General features: G+C 72.6%; 15 protein-coding genes. 9 read left to right on the top strand and 6 right to left on the bottom strand.

Annotation, left to right across the window (positions count from 1 at the left end; all coding sequences use genetic code 11):
- Window positions 1–59: 59 nt before the first annotated feature.
- The 5 genes from V6V16_RS05280 to V6V16_RS05260 form a co-directional block, all read right to left on the bottom strand.
- Window positions 60–857 carry a polysaccharide deacetylase family protein gene (locus V6V16_RS05280; RefSeq protein ID WP_334559900.1) on the bottom strand — a complete coding sequence of 266 codons (798 nt, stop codon included), beginning with the start codon at window positions 855–857 and terminating at the stop codon, window positions 60–62.
- Between the two features lie 74 nt (window positions 858–931).
- Window positions 932–1,879, bottom strand: coding sequence for a MerR family transcriptional regulator (locus V6V16_RS05275; protein ID WP_334559897.1), 948 nt, complete (start codon window positions 1,877–1,879; stop codon window positions 932–934).
- A complete protein-coding gene (gene idi, locus V6V16_RS05270) occupies window positions 1,869–2,489 on the bottom strand; it encodes an isopentenyl-diphosphate Delta-isomerase (protein ID WP_334559895.1) in 621 nt (206 codons plus the stop codon). Before idi ends, V6V16_RS05275 begins: the two co-directional genes overlap by 11 nt.
- 34 nt (window positions 2,490–2,523) lie before the next feature.
- Entirely contained in the window at window positions 2,524–4,032 is a 1,509-nt protein-coding gene (gene crtI, locus V6V16_RS05265; protein ID WP_334560205.1) for a phytoene desaturase family protein, read from the bottom strand.
- Window positions 4,032–5,186: a polyprenyl synthetase family protein gene (locus V6V16_RS05260; RefSeq protein WP_334559892.1), complete on the bottom strand. Its 1,155-nt coding sequence runs from the start codon at window positions 5,184–5,186 to the stop codon at window positions 4,032–4,034. The genes crtI and V6V16_RS05260 overlap by 1 nt, the downstream gene beginning before the upstream one ends.
- Window positions 5,187–5,251: 65 nt before the next feature.
- On the opposite strand from V6V16_RS05260, the gene V6V16_RS05255 reads away from it, so the two are divergent.
- Complete coding sequence (locus V6V16_RS05255; RefSeq protein WP_334559889.1) at window positions 5,252–6,205, top strand: phytoene/squalene synthase family protein; 954 nt, start codon at window positions 5,252–5,254, stop codon at window positions 6,203–6,205.
- Window positions 6,206–6,233: 28 nt separating this feature from the next.
- Here the strand turns inward: V6V16_RS05255 and V6V16_RS05250 are convergent, their stop codons facing one another.
- Window positions 6,234–7,298, bottom strand: coding sequence for a serine hydrolase domain-containing protein (locus tag V6V16_RS05250; protein ID WP_334559887.1), 1,065 nt, complete (start codon window positions 7,296–7,298; stop codon window positions 6,234–6,236).
- A gap of 89 nt (window positions 7,299–7,387) precedes the next feature.
- Between V6V16_RS05250 and V6V16_RS05245 the strand changes: the two genes are divergently transcribed.
- The 8 genes from V6V16_RS05245 (at window position 7,388) to V6V16_RS05210 (ending at window position 22,493) form a co-directional block, all read left to right on the top strand.
- Window positions 7,388–8,863, top strand: coding sequence for a dihydrolipoyl dehydrogenase family protein (locus V6V16_RS05245; protein ID WP_334559884.1), 1,476 nt, complete (start codon window positions 7,388–7,390; stop codon window positions 8,861–8,863).
- A 122-nt stretch (window positions 8,864–8,985) separates the two neighbouring features.
- Window positions 8,986–9,987, top strand: a complete 1,002-nt coding sequence (locus V6V16_RS05240; protein ID WP_334559882.1) for a LacI family DNA-binding transcriptional regulator — start codon at window positions 8,986–8,988, stop codon at window positions 9,985–9,987.
- A 462-nt stretch (window positions 9,988–10,449) separates the two neighbouring features.
- The gene (locus V6V16_RS05235; protein WP_334559879.1) at window positions 10,450–11,826 is read left to right on the top strand and encodes an ABC transporter substrate-binding protein; all 1,377 of its coding nucleotides are present in this window, start codon (window positions 10,450–10,452) and stop codon (window positions 11,824–11,826) included.
- A 79-nt stretch (window positions 11,827–11,905) separates the two neighbouring features.
- Window positions 11,906–12,862: a carbohydrate ABC transporter permease gene (locus tag V6V16_RS05230; protein WP_334559876.1), complete on the top strand. Its 957-nt coding sequence runs from the start codon at window positions 11,906–11,908 to the stop codon at window positions 12,860–12,862.
- Between the two features lie 13 nt (window positions 12,863–12,875).
- Window positions 12,876–13,763 (top strand): carbohydrate ABC transporter permease, encoded by an 888-nt coding sequence (locus V6V16_RS05225; protein ID WP_334559874.1) that lies wholly within the window; start codon window positions 12,876–12,878, stop codon window positions 13,761–13,763.
- A gap of 169 nt (window positions 13,764–13,932) precedes the next feature.
- Window positions 13,933–15,606 (top strand): glycoside hydrolase family 13 protein, encoded by a 1,674-nt coding sequence (locus V6V16_RS05220; RefSeq protein ID WP_334559873.1) that lies wholly within the window; start codon window positions 13,933–13,935, stop codon window positions 15,604–15,606.
- Between the two features lie 151 nt (window positions 15,607–15,757).
- Window positions 15,758–18,637 (top strand): galactose-binding domain-containing protein, encoded by a 2,880-nt coding sequence (locus V6V16_RS05215; RefSeq protein ID WP_334559872.1) that lies wholly within the window; start codon window positions 15,758–15,760, stop codon window positions 18,635–18,637.
- 187 nt (window positions 18,638–18,824) lie between these two features.
- The gene (locus tag V6V16_RS05210) at window positions 18,825–22,493 is read left to right on the top strand and encodes a discoidin domain-containing protein (protein WP_334559871.1); all 3,669 of its coding nucleotides are present in this window, start codon (window positions 18,825–18,827) and stop codon (window positions 22,491–22,493) included.
- Window positions 22,494–22,506 lie beyond the last annotated feature (13 nt).

Raw genomic sequence — 22,506 nt, 5'->3', positions numbered from 1 at the left:
TCGACCAAACCGGTATGGCTGTGGCCACAACGGGCCGCAAAACCCCAGGTCAGCGCGGGTTAGCGGAGACGGGCGACGCCGTAGCGGCGCTTCAGGTCGGTGATCAGGTGGGGGCAGGCGGCCAGCGTGGCCGCCCGGTTGCCGCCGCCGTCGTGCAGCAGCACGACCGATCCGGGGCGGGCCGCGGCGCGTACCCGCTTGGCGATCGTCACGGCGGTCGGCTTGCCCCAGTCCCGGGGGTCGACGTTCCAGTGCAGCGACCGCATGCCGAGCTGCCGGGCGACCGTCACCACCTCACGGGTCCAGCGGCCGCCCGGCTGGCGGTAGAACGGCACCTTGGCGCCGGGCACCGCCGCCCGGATGGCGGCGTTGGTGCGGACCAGGTCGCGCCGGATCTCCACGGCCGGCCGACGGGCGAGGTCCAGGTCGTGGTGCCAGCTGTGGTTGCAGAGCTGGTGGCCCTCCCGCACGATCCGCCGGACCAGGTCGGGGTGGCGCCGGACCTGGGTGCCCACCACGCAGAACGTGGCCGTGACCCGGGCCGCCCGCAGGCGGTCGAGGACCTTCGGCGTCCAGACCGGGTCCGGTCCGTCGTCGAAGGTCAACGCCACCGTCCGTACGCCGGTCGAGCGGTACAGCCCCGCCGGCAGCCTGGGCGGCAGCGGGCGGACGGGACGCCGGGGGTCGACGCCGCGGGTCGGCCGTGGGGTGACGGCGGGGGAGGGTTCGGCCGGCAGCGGAGCCGAGGCGACGGGGCCGGGGTCGGCGTCCCTCCGGCCGGTGGCGGTGCCGTCGCCGCAGCCGCCGACAAGCAGGAGCAGGGCCAGACCGGAGGCCAGCACGGCGCGTGGGCGCATCGTTCGCTCCCGGAGGGTCGGGTTCGGCGGACCCCCAGACGCTAGTGGACGGCGCGTCGGCCCGGCACCCCCGGTCAGTCCGCCGTCGCCTGGTCCAGCGAGTCGCGTACGGCCAGCGCCAGCGAGACCGCCTCGGCGAGATCGACCGGTCGCACCACCCCGGCGGGCAGCGAGTCCGCCAACCAGCCCGGCCCGGCGGCGAGCACCAGCAGCGGCCGGCGGGGTGCGGCCAGTACGGCGTTGAGCTGGGCCGGGTCGGCGGTGGGCCGGGTGTGCGACCAGATCACCACGGCGGCCGGCCCGGTCCGGGCGACGGCCTCGGTCAGCGCGGGTGTCGGCACCCGCGCGCCGAGCATCCGGAAGCCGACCCCGGCCTCGGCGAGCGCGGCGGCGAGCGCCTCCAACGGCAGGCTGTGCTGCTCCTCGTCGGCACAGGCGAGCAGGACGCGTGCCGGCCCGGTGGGCCTGCCGGCCCGGATGACCGTCGCGAACGTCTCCGAGACGCAGCGTGACAACAGGTGCTCGACCTCGACGAGGCCGCCGGTGGCGGCGTGCCGCTCCCCGATGCCCACGAGCACCGGTCGCAGCAGCCCGTCCCAGGTGGCGATCACCCCGTGCGCCTCGACGGCCTTGGTGATCGTCTCGTCGATCACCATCGAGTCCAGCCGCATGGCGGCGCGGGCCAGCCCCCGGGCGGCCGGTCCGGCCCGGCCGACCGGGATGGTCTGGCCGCCGCCGTCGCGCCCACCGGCGGCCCGCCGGGGGCGTACGCCGGCGTCGGCGGGCACCGCGTCGGGTGCCCGGCGGGCCCAGCGGGCCGCCTCGGCCGGGGTCACCCCCTGCGCGGTGAGCCGCCGCATGATCTCCAGACGGGCGAGATCGGCCGGCGTGTAGCGCCGGTGGTGCCCGGGGACGTGCTCGCTGGGCCCGAGGCCGTAGCGCTGGTGCCAGGTGCGCAGGGTGGTGACGGCGACGCCCAGCCGTCGGGCGACGGCTCCCGCGCTCAGCGCCTCATCGGCCACCCGACCGCTCCGACGCGTCGTCCGCCGGGAGACCGGGCGGGGTGACGGCCGGGTCCGGCGGGTCGCCCGTCGGCTGCGCGGGGCGCAGCAGCCGGTTCACCACCCCACCCAGCCACGGCGCGTACGCGCGGGGGTCGGTGTCGAGGTCGGCCGTGAGCCCGGCCGGGTCGACCCAGCGCAGCTCGGCCACCTCGTCCGGGTCCGGCAGCAGCGGGCTGCCGGGCCGGAACTCGCCCCGCAGGACGTGGTCGTACTCGAACTCCACCCGGCCGGTGGCCGGGTCCTCGGCGTAGTAGAGGTACACGCCGAGCTCGGTCAGCTCGACCGGTTCGGCGCCGAGCTCCTCGCGGAGCCGGCGGTTGGCGGCCTCGACCAGGGACTCGCCCGGCGCGGGGTGGCCGCAGCACGAGTTGGCCCAGCGCAGCGGGAAGCGGGTCTTCACCGGGGCCCGTCGTTGCAGCAGCACCCGGCCCTCGGGGTCGACGAGCAGCACCGAGAAGGCGCGGTGGAGCCGCCCCGGCGGCTGGTGCGCGGCGGAGACGGTGGTCTCGCCCAGGGGGCGTCCGGCGTCGTCGACGAGTTCGACGAGATGCTCCTCGCGGGTGGTCACGGCAGCCGCCTCCCGGGGCCGAGGGGACGGCCCATCAGGATTTCCCGGTGATGCGGCCGGCCGCGAGCTTGCCGGAGATGAGCACCATGGGCACGCCGACGCCGGGCTGAGTGCCGGAGCCGACGAAGACGACGTTCGACAGCGTCCGGTGCAGGTTCGACGGGCGGAACGGGCCGGTCTGGAAGAGGCTGTGCGCGGCGGCGAACGGGGTGCCGGCGGCCATGCCCTGCTCCGCCCACTCGGCCGGGGTCACGGCCCGCAGCACCTCGACGCCGGCGCCGAAGCCCACGTAGCCGCGTTCCTCCAGGGTCCCGACGAGCTGGTCGGCGTAGCGGCCGGTGAGGTCGCCCCGCCAGTCGAACGGCGCCCGGTCGAGGTTCGGCACCGGGGCCAGCACGTAGTAGGTGTGCCTGCCGGCGGGTGCCACCGACGGGTCGGTGCGGCTCGGGTTGGTGACCAGCAGGGAGGGGTCGCTCATCAGCTCGCCCCGCCGGATGACCTCATCGAAGGTGCCCTTCCAGGACCGTCCGAAGTGGATGTTGTGGTGGGCGATCTTGCCATATCCCTGCCGCGATCCGACGTGCAGGACCACGCAGGACGGCGAGTAGGTGAGCCGACGCGGGCGGCTCGGCGGCAGCAGGTCGCGGTAGGCGACCGGCAGGTCGGGGTTGAGCACGACCACGTCGGCGGGGATCAGCTCGCCGTCGGCCGTCAGCACGCCGGTCGCCCGGCCGTGCGCCGTCTCCACCCGGGTGACGGTGGTGTCGTAGCGGATCTGGACGCCGTGCTTCTCGGCGGCGCCCGCCATGCCGCGGGAGACGGCGTGGACGCCGCCGCGCGGGAAGTAGACCCCGGCGACCGAGTCGAGGTACGCGATGACCGCGTAGATGGCCAGCGCGTCGTGCGGGGCGAGGCCGGCGTACATGGCCTGGAAGGAGAAGATCCGCTGGGTGCGCGGGTCCCGGAAGAACTGGTTGATCTTCGTCTGGAGTCGGCGGAAGGCGCCGCCCGCCAGCAGCTTCACCAGGTTGCCGGTCAGCAGGTCGGTTGGGGCGTCCAGGTTGCGCTCGATGAAGTCGGCGCGCTCCCACTGCCAGAGCCTGCGGGCGTAGTCGACGAAGCGCAGGTAGCCGTCGGCCTCGCGGGGGCCGCAGACCCGGGCGATCTCGGCCGCCATCCGCGTGGTGTCGGTGATGACGTCCAGCGTCGAGCCGTCCGGGTAGTGCGCCCGGTAGGCCGGGTCGAGCGGAGTGAGGTCGAGCCAGTCGTCCAGCTCCTCGCCGACCGCCCCGAGCGCCTCGGCGATCAGGTCCGGCATGGTCAGCACGGTGGGGCCGGTGTCGAACTCGTAGCCGGCCACGCCGAGCCGGCCCGCCCGGCCGCCCGGCACCGGCTCGCGCTCCAGCACGGTCACCTCTCGACCGCTGCCGGCCAGGTGCAGCGCGCAGGCCAACCCGCCCAGCCCGGCACCGACGACGACCACCCGGTCCGTACGTCCCTCGACGGTACGCACACGACCACCTCCCTCTGCGAAGTTGCCCATCATGCCCGCCGGCTGGTGGTGGCGGTGGCGAGGCCCGTGAGCGCGGTGCGCGCGGTCTCGTCGATCGACGCGGTGCCGAGCGCGGCCAGCGCCTCGGCGACCCGGTCGGAGATCATCCGTTCGACCCGGTCGACCGCGCCGGTGTCGGCGACCAGCTCGGCGAGGCGGTCGACCTCCCCGGCGCCGACGTCCGCGCCCACCCGGTCCAGCGCCCGCCGCTGGATCGGCGTGGCGAGCTGCCGGGCCAGCATGAGCAGCACGGTCGGCTTGCCGGTGCGCAGGTCGTCGCCGGTCGGCTTGCCGGTGGTCGCCGGGTCGCCGTAGACGCCGAGCAGGTCGTCGCAGAGCTGGAACGCCTCGCCGACGGCGAGCCCGTAGCGGGCGTACGCGGCGGTCAGCGGGGCGTCGCCCCCGACGCCGGCCAGCCGGGCGCCGAAGAGCAGCGGCCGCTGCACCGTGTAGCTCGCCGTCTTGTAGCGGGCCACCCGCAACGCGCGGTCGACCGACCAGTTGGCCGCGTCGCTCTCGCCCAGCACGTCGAGGTACTGCCCGGCGATCGTCTCCACCCGCATCTGGTCGTAGCAGCGGCGGACGTCGAGCAGGCGCTCCGGCGGCACGTCGGCGTGTGCGAGGAGCCGGTCGGCCCAGACCATGCAGAGATCGCCGATCAGCACCGCGACCGACTCGCCGAACCGGCGTGGATCACCCCGATGGCCGGCCGCCGTGTGCCGGGCGGCCAGCGCCACGTGGGCCGTCGGCCTGCCCCGCCGGGTGGCGGAGGCGTCCATCACGTCGTCGTGTACGAGCGCGAAGGCGTGCAGCAGCTCCAGGGCGCCCAGCGCCGGAAGTACCGGCGGGAGCGGATCCGCGCCGCCCACCGCCCCGCGCCAACCCCAGTAGGCGAAGGTGGGACGGACGCGCTTGCCGCCGGCCAGCACGCAGTCGCGGGCCGTCGCGGCGAAACCACCCATCGCCGCGTCGATCTCGGTCATCGCGTCGACCTCGGTGGACAGGAAGGCCGCGAGAGTGCCCTCCACCGCCGTCACCAGGTCCTTCGTGTACGCGGCCAGGACCGCGCGGACCGGATCGTCCCCGTCGGTCGGCTGCGCCGGTGCCACACGGAGCGCGTTACCCGCAACTGCGTCGTTGGCCATGCGAACGAGCGTACCCTAGGCTTACGAGTTGCGTCGATTTGTGCGTCGATATGTGAGGAGGGCCGGTGGAAACCGATCTCACCGCGGCCTATGACCGCTGCCGTGAGCTGCACAGACATCACGGCCGCACCTACTATCTCGCCACCCGGCTGCTGCCCGCTTGGAAACGGCGACATGTCCACGCCCTGTACGGCTTCACCCGCTACGCCGACGAGATCGTCGACCGGACCGAGGAACTGCCCCCGGCCGAGCGCGCCGCGCGGCTCGACGACTGGGCGGGCCGTTTCGTCGCCGGGCTGCACGGCGAGCCGGTGGACGACCCGCTGCTCCCGGCCGTGCTGCACACGATCGCCGTCTTCGATCTCGACCGGGACGACTTCGCGTCGTTCCTGAAGAGCATGGCGATGGACCTGACGGTCTCCTCGTACCGCACCTACGACCACCTGCTCGACTACATGGAGGGCTCGGCGGCGGTGATCGGCACGATGATGCTGCCGATCCTGGGCAGCTCGGACCCGGCGGCGGCCCGCGAGCCGGCCCGCCAGCTCGGCTTCGCCTTCCAGCTCACCAACTTCATCCGCGACGTGGGCGAGGACCTCGACCGGGGGCGCACCTACCTGCCCGACGAGGACCTGGCCCTCTTCGGCGTCACCCGCGAGGAACTGGACGAGGCGCGCGCGAGGGGCCGCGCCACGCCCCGGATCCGGGAGTTGATCGCGTACGAGGTGACCCGCGCCCAGGCGCACTACGTCGCCGCGGCCCCCGGGATCACCCTGCTGGCGCCCGCCTCGCAGGCCTGCATGCGCACCGCCTACGCGCTGTACGGCGGCATCCTGGACGAGGTGGCCGCGCGGGACTTCGACGTCTTCGCCGATCGGGCCCGGGTGCCGCGGCGCCGCAGGACGGCGGTGGCCGCCCGCGCACTGCTCACCCCGGCCGGTACGCCGGTGGTGATCCCCGGGCCGGCCGTCGGCCCGGTGGCCCGGGAGCCCGCCGGCTCTCCCGGACGCCGACCCTGAGCACGGGCCCCGGCCGGGCGCCGCGCGGTCAGAGGCAGGAGTGCAGGGCGTCCACCAGGGTGTCGACCCGGTCGTGGTCGGCCAGGTGGGACGTGGCGTAGGCGAAGGTGTAGCTGCGACGGGGGTCGGCCCAGGCGGAGCTGCCGCCGATCCCGCCCATGCCCCAGCTCCCGTCCTCCTCGCACTGCATGCCCAGCGTCCATCGGACCCGGCGGCCGAGCAGCAGGTCGTCGCCGTCGTACTGGACGCGGGTCGCCTCCGCCACCAGCTCCCGGCTGAACAGGCGGACGCCGTCGAGGACGCCGCCGGCGAGCAGGCCCGCGTAGAGGCGGGCCAGGGCGCGCGCGGTCGAGTGCAGGTTGACGGCGGGCACCTCGGCGCCGCGCCAGAGCGGGCTGTTCACCACCGACAGGTCCAGGCCGCCCGGCGGGTTGCCCAGCGCCCGCGCCCAGAGCGAACCCGGCTCGCCGGCCACCCGGGCGGGCCAGCCCGGGTCGCCGTACCGCAGCTCGGCACAGCGCCGCTGGTCCGCCCCGCCGAGACCGAAGCCGAGGTCCAGCCGCCACGGCCCGGCGATCTCCTCGGCCAGGAAGCGACCCACCGACCGCCCGTCGACCCGCCGCACCAGCTCCCCCACCAGGTGCCCGTACGTCCAGGCGTGCTCGCCCGCGACGGAGCCCGGCGGCCACTCCGGCTCGGCGGCCGCGAGGTCGGCGCAGAGCAGGTTCCAGTCGGCGACGGCGGCGGCCGGTCGGGGTACCGGGAACGCCGGCAACCCGGCGGTGTGCGACAGCACCTGCCGGACGGTCGCCGGGGCGCGGAAGGCGGGCCAGTGCCCGGCGACCGGGTCGTCCAGGTCGAGCCGGCCGCGGTCGACCAGCGCCAGCAGGCAGAGCGCGGCGACCGGCTTGGCGACGGAGTAGACGTTGACCAGCGTGTCGGTCCGCCACGGCCGCCCGGGCGACCGCTCGCCGCCGACGATGTCGACCACCGGCTCGCCGTCGTACCAGACCGCCAGGCCGGCCCCGGTCTCCCGGCCCTCGGCCAGCAGTTCGGCGAAGCAGTCGTGGACGGCGGAGAAGCGTTCGCGCATCCGGTCACGGTAGGAGGTCGCGGGCGTGACGGCAGCGGTTTTCCGGAGCGCCGCTGGCCCGCCGCCGGGCGGTGCGCGATGCTGGCGGCATGGCTGATCCGGAACTGGTGGACGTGGTCGTGGTCGGGCTCGGGGTCGGCGGCGAGGAGGTGGCGGGGCGGCTCGCCGAGGCGGGGCTGACCGTCGTCGGCGTCGAGCGCGACCTGGTCGGCGGGGAGTGCCCGTACTGGGGGTGCGTGCCGAGCAAGATGATGATCCGGGCGGCCAACGCGATCGCCGAGGCCCGCCGCGTCGACGGGCTCGCCGGCTCGGCCGAGGTCCGGCCCGACTGGGCGCCGGTGGCGCGGCGGATCCGCGAGGAGGCCACGGACACCTGGGACGACACGGTCGCGGTGCGGCGGTTCACCGACAAGGGCGGACGGTTCGTCCGGGGCAGCGCCCGGCTGGACGGGCCCGGCCGGGTCCGGGTGGGCGAGCGGGTCTTCCGGGCCCGGCACGGGATCGTGCTCGGCACCGGCACCCGGCCGTCGGTGCCGCCGGTCGACGGGCTTGCCGACACGCCGTACTGGACCAACCACCAGGCCATCGAGGTCGAGGAGCTGCCGGAGTCGCTGCTGGTGCTGGGCGGCGGGGCGATCGGGCTGGAACTGGCCCAGGTCTTCGCCCGCTTCGGCGTCCGCGTCACCGTGGTCGAGGCGCTGGACCGGGTGCTCGCCGTCGAGGAGCCGGAGGCGTCCGAGGTGGCTGCCGCCGCGCTGCGCGCCGACGGGGTGGAGATCCACACCGGGATCCGGGCGGAGCGGGTGAGCCACGACGGGCGCGGCTTCACCCTGCACGCGGCCGGCGGGACGGCGCTCGCCGCCCAGCAGCTGCTGGTGGTGACCGGTCGCCGGGCCCACCTGGACGAGCTGGGCCTGGAGAGCGTCGGGATGGACGCCGGCCGGCGCTACCTGGCCGTTGACGACCGGCTGCGCGCCGCCGAGGGGATCTGGGCGGTCGGCGACGTCACCGGCGAGGGCGCGTTCACCCACGTCGCGATGTACCAGGCGGGAATCGTCGTGGCCGACCTGCTCGACCGCGCCCGCCGCACCGACGGCGGGGCCGATCCCAGCGGCACCGCGAGCGTGGTGGGCGGCGCGGCCGGCGTGACCAGCGCGCTAGGTGCGACCGGGTCGAGCGGTTCGGCCGGCACGGTGCCGCGCGCCGACTACCGGGCGCTGCCCCGGGTGACCTTCACCGACCCGGAGGTGGGCGCGGTCGGCCTCACCGAGCGGCAGGCCCGCGAGCGGGGCATCAACGTGCAGGTCGGCCTCGCCCGGCTGTCCTCGTCCGCCCGGGGCTGGATCCACAAGAGCGGCAACGAGGGCTTCGTCAAGCTGGTCGCCGACGCCGACCAGGGCGTCCTGATCGGCGCGACCTCGGTGGGGCCGGCCGGGGGCGAGGTGCTCTCCGGGCTGGTGGTGGCGGTGCACGCGGCCGTGCCGCTGGCCCAGCTGCGACACATGATCTACGCGTACCCGACGTTCCACCGGGCGACAGAGGACGCGCTGCGGGATCTGTCCTGACCGCCCGGGCGGATCGTGGCGTCGGGCCACGACGAGGGCGTGAGCGAAGTACAGCAGCGGACGCCATCCGCACGGCAGATGGCTGCTCATTTCTTGCAGCCAGATGACGTACGATTGCGGGCGTGACGAAACGGTTGACCGAAGTTGCCAGAAAGGCGGGCGTCAGCGAGGCCACCGTCAGCCGGGTGCTCAACGGCCGGGACGGGGTCTCCGAGGCGACCCGGACGGCGGTGCTGACCGCGCTGGACGTGCTCGGCTACGAGCGGCCGACCAAGCTGCGCGGCGAGCGTGCCCGGCTGGTCGGGCTGGTGCTGCCCGAGTTGCAGAACCCGATCTTCCCGGCCCTCGCCGAGGTGGTCACCGGTTCCCTGGCCCAACGCGGGTTCACCCCGGCGCTCTGCGCCCGCACCATCGGCGGCGTCTCCGAGATGGACTACGTGGAGATGCTCCTCGACCACCAGGTCTCCGGGGTGATCTTCGCCGGCGGCTCGTACGCGCTCGCCGACGCGCGACACGACCACTACCGCCGGCTGACCGACCGGGGCCTGCCGGTGGTGCTGGTCAACGCGGGCGTGGACGAGCTGGGCTTCCCCCGGGTCTCCACGGACGACGCGGTGGCGGTGGAGCAGGCGTACGGGCACCTGCGCTCGCTCGGGCACGAGCGGATCGGGATGGTGCTCGGCCCGGAGGGGCACGTGCCGTCCCGGCGCAAGCTGAGCGCGATGATCCAGGCCGCCGGCTGGGCCGACGACACGACGTGCGTGGAACGCTCCAGCTTCTCCATGGAGGGCGCGCGGGTGGCCGCGACCAAGTTGGTCGAGCGGGGCGTCACCGGCATCATCTGCGCCAGCGACGTGCTGGCTCTGGGCGCCATCCGGGCGGCCCGGCGGCTGGGCCGTGCGGTGCCGACCGACGTGTCGGTGGTGGGCTTCGACGACTCGGCGTTCATGACCTGCACCGACCCGCCGCTGACCACCGTCCGGCAGCCGATCGAGACGATGGGGCAGGCCGCGGTGGACCTGCTGGTCACCCAGATCGAGGGGGCCGGCGTCCTGCGCGACGAGCTGCTCTTCGAGCCCGAACTCGTGGTGCGCGGCTCCACCGCGCCCGCCCCCGGCCGCTGACGGCCTGACCCCCGCCCCGTCGGCGCGGCGGGGCCCCGCCTGCCGCTGCCCGCCGCCTGCCGTGGTCGGTGACCACGGTGACCACGTGCCGCCCCGTGAACGGACACCCCGGCCGTCGACCGCCTCCCGCGGTCGGCGGCCGCTTCGTCGTTGCCGGCGCCGGCCGGCCCGCGCCCCGGGCGCCGGGCCGCAGCCGCGCCTTAAAGGCGCGATCTCGGCAAATCGGTCTCGTTCTAAGATCCTGTCTGGATCTGTCATCGGTGCGTCGCTTCTTTTCAGCCCCCGATCGATACCTTGCCGGAACAAGTCGGGTTAGCTACAGTGACTCCACTCACACCGGCCCCGACGTACCGAAGGGGCCGGTCGCACGGCGGATGCAGACCTTGACAGGCATCGGCGCGGTGACGACCACCGCGGATCAGCGCAGGTGATAGAGACACCCGTTCCCGAAGGGATGGACAGATGTCCGTACCGCAGTACCGGAAGGCTGCGGCGTTAGCGCTCGTGGCCGGCCTGGGGCTCAGCCTCACGGCGTGCTCCACGAAGAGCGACGACGACTCGGCGGCAGGCGGCAAGGTCACCATCACGGTCGACTGCCAGCCGGTTGGCTCCCAGAAGGAGCTGTTGCAGAACTGGAACGACGACGTCGCCGAGTTCCAGCGGCAGAACCCGAACATCGTCGTCAAGAGCGTCAGCGTCGGCGAGCAGTGCAACAACCCGCCGGACTTCGCCGCCCGGCTGGCCGGCGGCACCGTGACCGACGTCTTCTACGGCTACATGACCGACCTCCAGCAGGTGCTGGACTCCGGGCAGGCCATGGACATCACCGAGTACGCCGACAAGGACACGATCCCGACCTGGGACAGCGTCGACCCGGCGCTCAAGGAGGTCTTCACCGACGGCGGCAAGCTCTACGCCGTACCGGTGAAGAACTACTCGATGGGCCTGGTCTACAACAAGGCGCTGTTCCAGCGGGCGGGGCTCGACGTGAACAGCCCGCCGAAGACCTGGCCTGAGGTCCGGGCGGCGGCCAGGAAGATCTCCGCCCTCGGCAACGGCGTCGCCGGCTACGCGGAGTACAGCGCCGGCAACACCGGGGGCTGGCACTTCACCTCCCTGCTCTACTCGCAGGGCGGCCAGGTGCTGACCCCGGACGGCAAGAAGGCCGACTTCAACAACGCGATGGGCAAGCAGGTCCTGCAGAACCTCAAGGACATGCGGTACGGCGACAACAGCATGGGCAGCCGCCAGCTGCTCCAGTGGGGTGACCTGCTGACCAACGCGGCCGCCGGCAAGGTGGGCATGTTCATCGGCGCGCCGGACACCACCCAGGCGATCGTCAGCCAGTTCCAGGGGAAGTTCCAGGACTGGGCGATGGCCCCGCTGCCCGGCCAGGACGGCGCGGCCAAGGGCACGCTCGGTGGCGGCGAGGGCTACTACTTCAAGAAGGGCCTCTCCCGGGAGCAGGTCGAGGCCGGCCTGAAGTGGATCGCGTACCAGAAGCTGACGCCGGGCAAGGGCCAGTTCGACTACGTCCGGGCCAAGCCGCAGAACTACCCGGTCGGCCTGCCCCAGCCGCTGCTCTTCGCCAACGGCACCGAGGCGCAGAAGCAGGAACTCGAGCTGCGCAAGGCCAACGCGAACGTCGACACCGCGAACTTCGCGCTCTTCGAGGCGAGCCCGGTGCCGATCAAGGGCGAGCCGCGGAACGCGCAGGCGGTCTACGCGGTGCTCGACGCCGCGATGTCGGGAGTGCTGACCAACCCGAACGCGAACATCGACGCGCTGCTCAAGACGGCCGAGAGCAAGGTCAACCAGCTCCTCGCCGCGCAGAGCTGACCGGGCGGGTGGGGGTCGTCCGCCGGCCCCCACCCGGTCCGCCAGAACCCGTCCGGTCACCGACTCACCAGGAGCTTCGTTGGCGATCACCTCCGCCCCGGAGGCCATCACGAGAATGGCCCGCCCCGCGCCGCCGCCCCCGGGGCGCCCACCGCGCACGAGCCTCGGCCGCAAGGTGCGGGACAACGTCACCGGGCACGCGTTCCTGATCGGTGCGGTGCTCTGCTTCGTCGTCTTCTCCTGGTACCCGATGATCCGCGGCATCGTGATGAGCTTCCAGCGCACCCGGCGCGGCGAGACCACCTGGGTGGGCTGGGACAACTACGCCCGGATCATCGACGACCCGAGCTTCTGGACGGCCTGGCGCAACACGGCCTACTTCACCCTGCTCGCGCTGGTCCTCGGCTACGTGGTGCCGTTCCTCGTGGCGGTCGTGCTCAACGAGTTCCGGCACGCCAAGGGGTACCTGCGGATCCTGGTCTACCTGCCGGTGATGCTGCCGCCGGCCTCGGCGCTCTTCCTCTTCAAGTTCTACGCGTACGACCCGAGCGACGCCGGGCTCTTCAACGCCATCCTGAAGGCGCTGCACCTGCCGACCTCGCAGTGGATGCAGTCCCCGGAGATGACGATGCCGGCGATGGTGGTCGCGTCGACCTGGATGAACATGGGCAGCGCGGTGCTGATCTACCTGGCCGCGTTGCAGAACATCCCCGGCGAGCTCTACGAGGCGGCCGAACTCGACGGCGCCGGGATCTGGCGGCGGGTGCGGCACGTGACGATCCCGCAGACCCGGCTGATCCTCGCGCTCCTGGCGATGTTGCAGATCGTCGCCACCATGCAGCTCTTCATCGAGCCGCTGATCCTCGCCAACGGCGCCGGCGCGGAGGACTCGGCGACCTCGGTCGCGTACCTCATCTACCAGCACGGGTTCTTCCAGAACGACCTCAACGGCGCCGCGGCGCTCGGCGTGATCATGCTCGTGGTGCTGGCCGGCTTCTCCGCGGTCTACGTGCGGCTGACCGCGAAACAGGACTAGGACGGGACGACCCATGGCACAGGACTCCGGGACCCGGACCCTCATCTCCCACGCCCAGCTCAGCCGCGGGCGCGGCAGGGTGATCTACTGGGCGCTGCTCACCGCCGTCGTCGTGGTGTTCACGCTCGTCTTCCTCGGCCCGCTCTACTGGATGGTCACCGGCGCGCTCAAGTCCGGTCAGGAGATCGCGCAGACGCCGCCGTCGCTCTTCCCGAAGGACCCCCAGCCGCAGAACTACGTCGACGCGTGGAACAACCTGGATCTCGCCAAGCTGCTGTTCAACACGTTCTACTACGCCACCGGCGCGGTGCTGTTCCAACTCGTCTTCGACACCGCCGCGGCGTACTCACTGTCGAAGCTCCGGCCGGTCTTCGGCAACGTGATCCTCGGCCTGATGCTGGCGACGCTGATGATCCCGGCGATGGTCCTCATCGTCCCGCAGTACGTGACCGTGATCGACCTGCCGATCGTGCACATCAACCTGCTCGACTCGCCGTTCGCGATCTGGCTGCCCCTGGTCGCGAACGCGTTCAACATCTTCCTGCTGAAGCGGTTCTTCGACTCGATCCCGGAGGACCTGATGGCGGCGGCCCTGGTGGACGGGGCGACCCCGCTGCGCACGCTCTGGTCGATCATCCTGCCGATGTCGCGTCCCATCCTCGGCGTGGTCTCGATCTTCGCGGTGACGGCGGTCTGGAAGGACTTCCTCTGGCCGAAGCTGGTCATGCCGTCCCCCGAGACCCGGACGGTCAGCGTCGGCATCTACGCCTTCTCGGGTGGTACGCCCATGAACGTGGTGGTCGCCGCGTCGGTCATCGCCGCGATCCCGACCGTCATCGTCTTCCTGATCTTCCAGCGGAACATCATGGCCGGCCTGACCACGGGCGGCCTCAAGGGATGACCCCGCCGACGCCGGCGCCGGGCCACGCCGCCTCCGGGCGGCTCGACGAGGGGCCGAGCGCGTCGGGACACGACCAGCGCAACCACTCCGGGCGGACAACGACCGTTCGCCCGAGACACATCGAGGTCCGGCGAACCCGCCGACGCACTGACGCAGAAAGCAGGTGCTCGTGACCACAGCGAACAAGGGCCCGTGGTGGCGTGGAGCGGTCATCTACCAGGTGTACCCGCGCAGCTTCGCCGACGGCAACGGCGACGGCATCGGTGACATCGCCGGCATCCGGTCCCGGCTGGACCACCTGTCCGCGCTCGGCGTCGACGCGATCTGGTTCAGCCCCTGGTATCCCTCCCCGATGGCCGACGCCGGCTACGACGTGGCCGACTACCGCGACATCGACCCGGTCTTCGGCACCCTGACCGAGGCGGAGGAGCTGATCGCGGAGGCCCACGCGCTTGGCATCAGGATCATCGTCGACGTGGTGCCGAACCACTGCTCCGACGCGCACCCCTGGTTCCAGGCGGCACTCGCCGGCGGCCCGGGCGCACCCGAGCGGGAACTCTTCTGGTTCCGCCCCGGCCGGGGCCCGAACGGCGACCAGCGGCCCACCGACTGGGTCGGCGAGTTCGGCGGCGAGACCTGGACCCGGACCACCAACCCGGACGGCACTCCCGGCGACTGGTACCTGCACCTCTTCGCGCCCCAGCAGCCCGACTTCAACTGGGACCACCCCCGGGTGCGGGCCGAGTTCGAGGACGTCCTGCGGTTCTGGTTCGACCGGGGGGTCGACGGCATCCGGATCGACTCGGCCGGGCTGCTGGTCAAGGACGCGACGCTGCCCGAGGCCCTGCCCGGCCGGCCGCACCCGTTCCGCGACCTCGACGGAGTGCACGAGATCTACCGCGACTGGCGGCGGATCGCCGACGGCTATCCCGGCGACCGGGCGCTGATCGGCGAGGTGTGGATGCCGGACTGGCAGCGGTTCGCCAACTACCTGCGCCCGGACGAGCTGCACGCCGCGTTCAACTTCGACTTCCTCGGCTGCGCCTGGGAGGCCGCCGCGCTGCGCGCCTGCATCGACGCGACGCTGGCCGCGCACGCCCCCGTCGACGCCCCGGCCACCTGGGTGCTCTCCAACCACGACGTCACCCGGCACGTCACCCGCTACGGCCGGGCGGACACCACCTTCAGCTTCGCCGCCAAGCGCGAGGGCACCCCCACCGACCTGGAGCTGGGCACCCGCCGGGGCCGGGCCGCCGCGCTGCTGTCGCTGTCGCTGCCCGGCGCCGCCTACGTCTACCAGGGCGAGGAGCTGGGCCTCTGGGAGGTCGAGGACATCCCGCGCGAGCTGCGGCAGGACCCGATGTACTTCCGCTCCGGCGGGACCGACCCGGGCCGGGACGGCTGCCGCGTCCCGATCCCCTGGTCGGGCGAGGCGCCGCCGTTCGGCTTCAGCCCCGACGACGCGGCGGCGGCACCGTGGCTGCCCCAGCCGGCGGACTGGAAGGACCGCACCGCCCGGGCGCAGACCGGCGACCCGCACTCGATGCTGGAGCTGTACCGGGCCGCCCTCGCCCTGCGCCGGACCGAGACGGCTCTCGGCGACGGAAAGCTGACCTGGCTGCCCGCCCCCGAGGGGGTGCTCGCGTTCCGACGCGACCCCGGATTCACCTGCCTGGTCAACCTCTCGGACGTGGCGGTGCCGCTGCCGCCGCACGCCGGCCGGCTGCTGGCCAGCGGGCCGCTCGACGACGACCTGCTGCCCCCGGACACCGCCGTCTGGCTGCGTACCGCCGAGGCGACGCCACACCCGGCGGCCGCGACCGCCCCGCGGACCCCGGCCTGAACCCGCCGGTGCCGGCGGCCCGTCCCGGCCGCCGGCACCGCCCACCCCACCCCGCCGGCCCCGCGCCGGCCGACGGAGACAGGGAGGTACGCGCACCACCGCACGCACACGGGGGACCTGGCCACCTGGAAGGAAAGGGAGAGCGCCGCTCATGGCCGACCACACCACCCCGCACCACCCGCGAAGACACCCGATCCGGGCGGGGCTGGCCGCCCTCGCCGGCACCACCCTCGTCGCGGCCTCGATCTCCGTCGTCGCGCTCACCACCACCGCGACCCCCGCCCGCGCGGCCGGACTCTCGCCGTTCGACATCCCGGGCCGGGGAGCCACCGTTCCGTTCATCGAGCAGGAGGCGGAGGAGGTCGCGCACAACGGCACCAGGATCGGCCCCGACCGGCGCTACGGCACGCTGCCGTCCGAGGCGTCCGGCCGGGAGGCGGTCACCCTCGACGCGGTCGGCGAGTACGTCGAGTTCACCCTGACCGCGCCCGCCAACGCGGTGACCTTCCGCTACAGCCTGCCGGACAACGCCGCCGGCACCGGCCGGGACGCCAGCATCGACCTGCGGGCCAACGGCACGCTGGTCAAGGCGGTGCCGGTGACCTCGCGGTACGGCTGGTACTACGGCGGCTACCCGTTCAACAACAACCCGGGCGACACCAACCCGCACCACTTCTACGACGAGACCCGGACGATGTTCGGGACGACCTACCCGGCCGGCACGAGGATCCGCCTCCAGGTCTCCTCGACCGCCCAGTCGCCGACGTTCACCATCGACCTGGCCGACTTCGAGCTGGTGGGCGCGCCGATCGCCAAGCCGGCCGGCGCGCTCGACGTGGTCACCGACTTCGGCGCCGACCCGACGGGCGGCACCGACTCCACCGCGAAGTTCCAGGCGGCGGTGGACGCCGGCCGGGCCCAGGGCCGGGCGGTCTGGATCCCGACCGGCACGTTCACCCTCTGGGACCACGTCGTGGTGGACGGGGTGACCCTGCGCGGCGCGGGTCCGTGGTACTCGGTGCTCGGCGGGCGGCACCCGACCGACCGCAAGCGGGCCGCCGGCATCTACGGCAAGTACGTCCCCGGCGGCGGCTACAGCGGCGGAATCAGGCCGTACGAGGCCGGCGGGCCCAGCCGCAACGTCACGCTGCGGGACTTCGCCATCATCGGCGACATCCGGGAGCGGGTCGACGAGGACCAGGTCAACGCCATCGGCGGGGCCATGTCGAACTCGGTGGTCGACAACGTCTGGATGCAGCACACCAAGGTCGGGGCCTGGATGGACGGCCCGATGGACAACTTCACCATCCGCAACAGCCGGATCCTGGACCAGACCGCGGACGGGGTGAACTTCCACTGGGGCGTCACCAACTCCACGGTGACGAACACGTTCGTGCGCAACACCGGCGACGACGCCCTCGCGATGTGGGCGCAGAGCGTGCCGAACGTCAACAACTCCTTCACCCGCAACACCATCGGCGTGACCATCCTCGCCAACCACCTGGTGACGTACGGCGGGCGGGACATCAAGATCACCGACAACGTGACCGCCGACTCGGTCACCAACGGCGGCGGCATCCACGTCGCCAACCGCTACCCCGGGGTCACCGGCCCCACGGCGGTCTCCGGGACGATCACGGTCGCCCGGAACACCCTGATCCGCAACGGCAACTCGGACTACAACTGGCGCTTCGGCGTCGGCGCGATCTGGTTCTCCGCGCTCAACGAGCCCATCCAGGGCGCGTCGATCAACGTCACCGACACCGACATCCTGGACAGCTCGTACGCGGCGCTGCACTGGATCGAGGGGCAGACCAGCGGCATCAGCTTCGACAACGTACGGATCGACGGCGCGGGCACGTACGCGCTCCAGGTGCAGGCGCCCAGTCAGGTCTCCTTCACGAACGTGCGGGCCACCGGGATCGCCCAGGCCAACCCGATGCACAACTGCGTCGGCAGCGGCTTCCAGATCACCCAGGGCGCCGGCAACTCCGGCTGGTACTCGGCGACGCCGTACTGCGGGCCGTGGCCCGAGCCGCGGTGGGGCGGCGGGCCGACCAGCCCGCCCCCGACGACGACGCCCCCGACGACGACGCCGCCCACCACCCCGCCGCCCACCACCCCGCCCACGACCGGCGGCAACCTGGCGCAGGGCCGGCCGGTGACCGGGACCAGCTCCAACCAGAGCTACGTGCCGGCGAACACGGTTGACGGCAACGCGGCCAGCTACTGGGAGAGCGCCAACAACGCCTTCCCGCAGTCGCTCACCGTCGACCTGGGCGCGGCGCGCTCCGTCGACCGGGTGGTGCTCAAGCTGCCGGCCGGCTGGGAGCGCCGGACCCAGACGCTGTCGGTGCTCGGCTCGACCGACGGCTCCTCGTGGGCCACCCTCGCCGGATCGGCCGGGCGCACCTTCGACCCGGCCGGCGGCAACGCGGTGTCGATCAGCATGCCGGCCGGCGAGCGCCGCTTCGTCCGGGTGACGGTCACCGGCAACACGGGCTGGCCGGCGGCGCAGCTCTCCGAGTTCGAGGTGTACGGCGGCGGCCCCGGCACCCCGCCGCCGACGACCCCGCCGCCGACGACCCCGCCGCCGACGACCCCGCCGCCGACCGGGAACCTGGCGCTCGGCCGGCCGGCCGCGGAGACCAGCCACGCCGACGTGTACGTGGCGGGCAACGCGGTCGACGGCAACGCGGCCAGCTACTGGGAGAGCGCCAACAACGCCTTCCCGCAATCGCTCACGGTGGACCTGGGTGCCAGCCGGTCGGTGTCCCGGGTCGTGCTGAAGCTCCCGCCGTCGTCCGCGTGGCAGACGCGCACCCAGACGCTGTCGGTGCTCGGCTCCGGCAACGGCTCCTCCTTCAGCACGCTGAAGGCGTCCGCCGGCTACACCTTCAACCCGGCCGGCGGCAACACGGTCACCGTGACCTTCGCGGCGACCAGCCAGCGGTACCTGCGGCTGACCTTCACCGGCAACAGCAGCTGGCCCGCCGGCCAGCTCGGCGAGTTCGAGGTCTACTCCAGCTAGTGCGGTGGCCCCGCCCGTGCCGGGCGGGGCCACCCCCCCCGGTCGTGGCGACCCGGCGCAGCGCGGCCCCGGTCCCGCCCGATCCCCCGCACCGTCCCCCACCTGTCGCGGCACGACGGGCGTACCCCTGCGCCCGTCGCCGGGCAACGCACCCGAACACCACCCCCGAAAGAGGTGTAGCGACCCCATGTCCAGACACGGCACCCCGCCCCATCCCGTCCCCCGATCCACCCGCCCGGCCCACCGGCGGCTCCTCGCCGGCGTGCTCGCCGGGCTGCTCCTCACCGCCGTCCCGGCCGTGACCCCGGCGGCCGCCGCGCCGGCGCCGGACCCGGCCGCGACCGCCGACCGCGCCGCCCTGCTCGCCGGGCTCTCCGCCACCATGAGCGCCAGCAGCCACAACCAGAACTACGTGGCGGGCAACGCCAACGACGGCAACGCCGACACCTACTGGGAGAGCGCCAACAACGCGTTTCCGCAGTGGATCCAGGCCGATCTCGGTGCCACCGTCAACGTCGACCGGGTGGTGCTCAAGCTGCCCCCGTCGTCGTCGTGGCAGACCCGCACCCAGACGCTCTCGGTGCTCGGCTCCACCAACGGTTCGTCGTTCAGCACCCTGAAGGCGTCCGGCAACCACACCTTCAACCCGGCCACCGGCAACACCGTCACCGTCGGCTTCACCGCGACCAGCACCCGGTACGTGCGGGTGCAGGTCACCGGCAACACCGGCTGGCCGGCCGCCCAGCTCTCCGAGGTCGAGGTCTACGGTGCCGCCGGCAACCCCGACACCCAGGCCCCCAGCGTCCCCGGGAACCTCGCGTACACCCAGCCCGTCAGCGGGCAGATCCGGCTCACCTGGTCCGCTTCCAGCGACAACGTCGGCGTGACCGGTTACGACGTGTACGCCAACGGCGGGCTGCGCGGCAGCGTCAACGGCTCCACCCTGACGTACACCGACAGCCAGCCGACCAGCGCCACGGTCTCCTACCACGTCCGGGCCCGGGACGCCGCCGGCAACCAGTCGGCGAACAGCAACACCGTGACCCGGACCGGCACCGGCAACCCGCCCGTCGGCACCAACCTGGCGGTCGGCAAGCCGATCACCGCCTCCGGGCACGTGCACACGTTCGTGGCCACCAACGCCAACGACAACAACGTGGCCACCTACTGGGAGGGCAACGGCAACCCGAGCACGCTGACCGTGCAGCTCGGCGCCAACGCCAGCCTCAGCCAGGTCGTGCTGAGGCTGAACCCCGACCCGGCCTGGGGGGCGCGTACCCAGAACATCACCGTGCTCGGCCGGGACCAGGGCTCCTCGACCTTCACCACGCTGGTCGGCGCGGCCAACTACGCCTTCGACCCGGCCAGCGGCAACACCGTGACCATCCCGGTCTCCGGCGCGGCGGCCGACGTGCGGCTCTCCATCGCCTCGAACACCGGCGCCCCGGCCGGGCAGGTCGCCGAGTTCCAGGTCATCGGCACCCCGGCGCCGAACCCCGACCTGACCGTGACCGGCATGTCGTTCAGCCCGTCCGCGCCGGTGGAGACGAGCGCCGTCACGCTCTCGGCCACCGTCCGCAACGCGGGCTCGGCGGCCTCCGGCGCCACCAACGTCAACTTCTACCTCGGCACCAACCGGGTCGGTACCGCGTCGGTCGGCGGCCTGGCGGCGGGCGCCTCGACCACGGTCTCGGCGAACATCGGCACCCGCGACGCGGGCAGCTACCCGCTGAGCGCGAAGGTCGACGAGTCGAACAGCGTCGTCGAGCAGGACGACACCAACAACAGCTTCAGCAACCCGAGCCCGCTGGTGGTCAGCGCGGTCGCCAGCTCCGACCTGGTGGCGTCGGCCGTCGCCTGGTCGCCGGGCACTCCGGCGGCCGGCAACACGGTCACCTTCTCGGTGTCGATCCGCAACGCCGGCAACGTCGCCTCCGCGTCCGGCGCGCACGGCATCACGCTCACCGTGCTCAACGAGGCGGGCACGGCCGTGCGCACCCTGACCGGCTCGTACTCCGGGGTGATCAACGCCGGGGCCACCGTCGGCCCGGTCAACCTGGGCACCTGGACCGCCGCGAACGGCAAGTACACCGTCCGGGTGGTGCTCGCGGCCGACGGCAACGAACTGCCGGTCAAGCAGGCGAACAACACCAGCGAACGCTCGCTCTTCGTGGGGCGCGGCGCCAACATGCCGTACGACATGTACGAGGCCGAGGACGGCGTGGTCGGCGGCGGCGCGAGCGTCGTCGGGCCGAACCGGACCGTCGGCGACCTCGCCGGTGAGGCGTCCGGCCGGCGCGCGGTGACCCTCAACTCGACCGGCAGCTTCGTCGAGTGGACCACCCGGGCCAGCACCAACACGCTCGTCACCCGCTTCTCCATCCCGGACGCGCCGGGCGGCGGCGGGATCAACTCGACGCTGAACGTCTACGTCAACGGCTCGTTCCACAAGGCCATCGACCTGACGTCCCGGTACGCCTGGCTCTACGGCAACGAGGCCAGCCCGGGCAACTCGCCGAGCGCGGGCGGACCGCGGCACATCTACGACGAGGCCAACGTCATGCTCAACTCCACCGTCCCGGCCGGCAGCAGGATCCGCCTCCAGAAGGACCCGGCCAACACCACCACGTACGCCATCGACTTCGTCAACACCGAGCAGGTGGCGCCGATCGCCAACCCGGACCCGGCGCGCTACACCACGCCGGGGGGCTTCACCCACCAGGACGTGCAGAACGCCCTCGACCGGGTGCGGATGGACACCACCGGCAACCTCGTCGGGGTGTACCTGCCGGCCGGCAACTACTCCACCGCGTCGAAGTTCCAGGTCTACGGCAAGGCGGTCAAGGTGACCGGTGCCGGCCCCTGGTACACCAGGTTCAACGCCCCGTCGGGCCAGGACAACACCGACATCGGTTTCCGGGCGGAGAACTCGGCGGCCGGATCGTCCTTCGCGAACTTCGCCTACTTCGGCAACTACACCTCGCGCATCGACGGGCCGGGCAAGGTGTTCGACTTCTCGAACGTGTCGAACATCGTGATCGACAACATCTGGAACGAGCACATGGTGTGCCTCTACTGGGGCGCGAACACCGACTTCATGACGATCAAGAACTCCCGGATCCGGAACATGTTCGCCGACGGCATCAACATGACCAACGGGAGCACCAACAACCTGGTCAGCAACAACGACGCCCGGGCCACCGGCGACGACAGCTTCGCGCTGTTCTCGGCGATCGACGCGGGCGGCGCCGACATGAAGGACAACATCTACGAGAACCTGACCTCGACCCTCACCTGGCGGGCCGCCGGCGTCGCCGTCTACGGCGGCTACGGCAACACGTTCCGCAACATCTACATCGCGGACACGCTGGTCTACTCCGGCATCACGATCAGCTCGCTCGACTTCGGCTACCCGATGAACGGCTTCGGCGCCAACCCGCCCACCCGGTTCGAGAACATCTCGATCGTCCGGGCCGGCGGGCACTTCTGGGGCGCGCAGACCTTCCCGGCGATCTGGGTCTTCTCCGCCTCGAAGGTGTTCCAGGGCATCCGGGTCAGCGACGTCGACATCGTCGACCCGACCTACAGCGGCATCATGTTCCAGACCAACTACGTCGGTGGGCAGCCGCAGTTCCCGATCGCCGACACGGTCTTCACCAACGTCTCGATCAGCGGCGCCCGCAAGAGCGGTGACGCCTACGACGCGAAGTCCGGGTTCGGCATCTGGGCCAACCAGATGCCGGAGGCGGGGCAGGGCCCGGCCGTCGGGTCGGTCACCTTCAACAACCTCCGCCTGAGCAACAACGCGGTGGACATCCAGAACACCACCTCGACGTTCACCATCAACCGCAACTGACCTGACCCGGTCG

This window comes from Micromonospora sp. CPCC 205561, from assembly GCF_036906775.1.
Taxonomy (GTDB): Bacteria; Actinomycetota; Actinomycetes; order Mycobacteriales; family Micromonosporaceae; genus Micromonospora.
Note: the sequence above shows the minus strand (reverse complement) of the source record. Positions and strands in the feature narration are given on the sequence as shown.

Coding starts and splice junctions, on each gene's coding strand:
- V6V16_RS05280 (WP_334559900.1), bottom strand. CDS start 857: ATGCGCCCACGCGCCGTGCTGGCCTCCGGTCTGGCCCTGCTCCTGCTT.
- crtI (WP_334560205.1), bottom strand. CDS start 4,032: ATGGGCAACTTCGCAGAGGGAGGTGGTCGTGTGCGTACCGTCGAGGGA.
- V6V16_RS05260 (WP_334559892.1), bottom strand. CDS start 5,186: ATGGCCAACGACGCAGTTGCGGGTAACGCGCTCCGTGTGGCACCGGCG.
- V6V16_RS05250 (WP_334559887.1), bottom strand. CDS start 7,298: ATGCGCGAACGCTTCTCCGCCGTCCACGACTGCTTCGCCGAACTGCTG.
- V6V16_RS05245 (WP_334559884.1), top strand. CDS start 7,388: ATGGCTGATCCGGAACTGGTGGACGTGGTCGTGGTCGGGCTCGGGGTC.
- V6V16_RS05235 (WP_334559879.1), top strand. CDS start 10,450: ATGTCCGTACCGCAGTACCGGAAGGCTGCGGCGTTAGCGCTCGTGGCC.
- V6V16_RS05225 (WP_334559874.1), top strand. CDS start 12,876: ATGGCACAGGACTCCGGGACCCGGACCCTCATCTCCCACGCCCAGCTC.
- V6V16_RS05215 (WP_334559872.1), top strand. CDS start 15,758: ATGGCCGACCACACCACCCCGCACCACCCGCGAAGACACCCGATCCGG.
- V6V16_RS05210 (WP_334559871.1), top strand. CDS start 18,825: ATGTCCAGACACGGCACCCCGCCCCATCCCGTCCCCCGATCCACCCGC.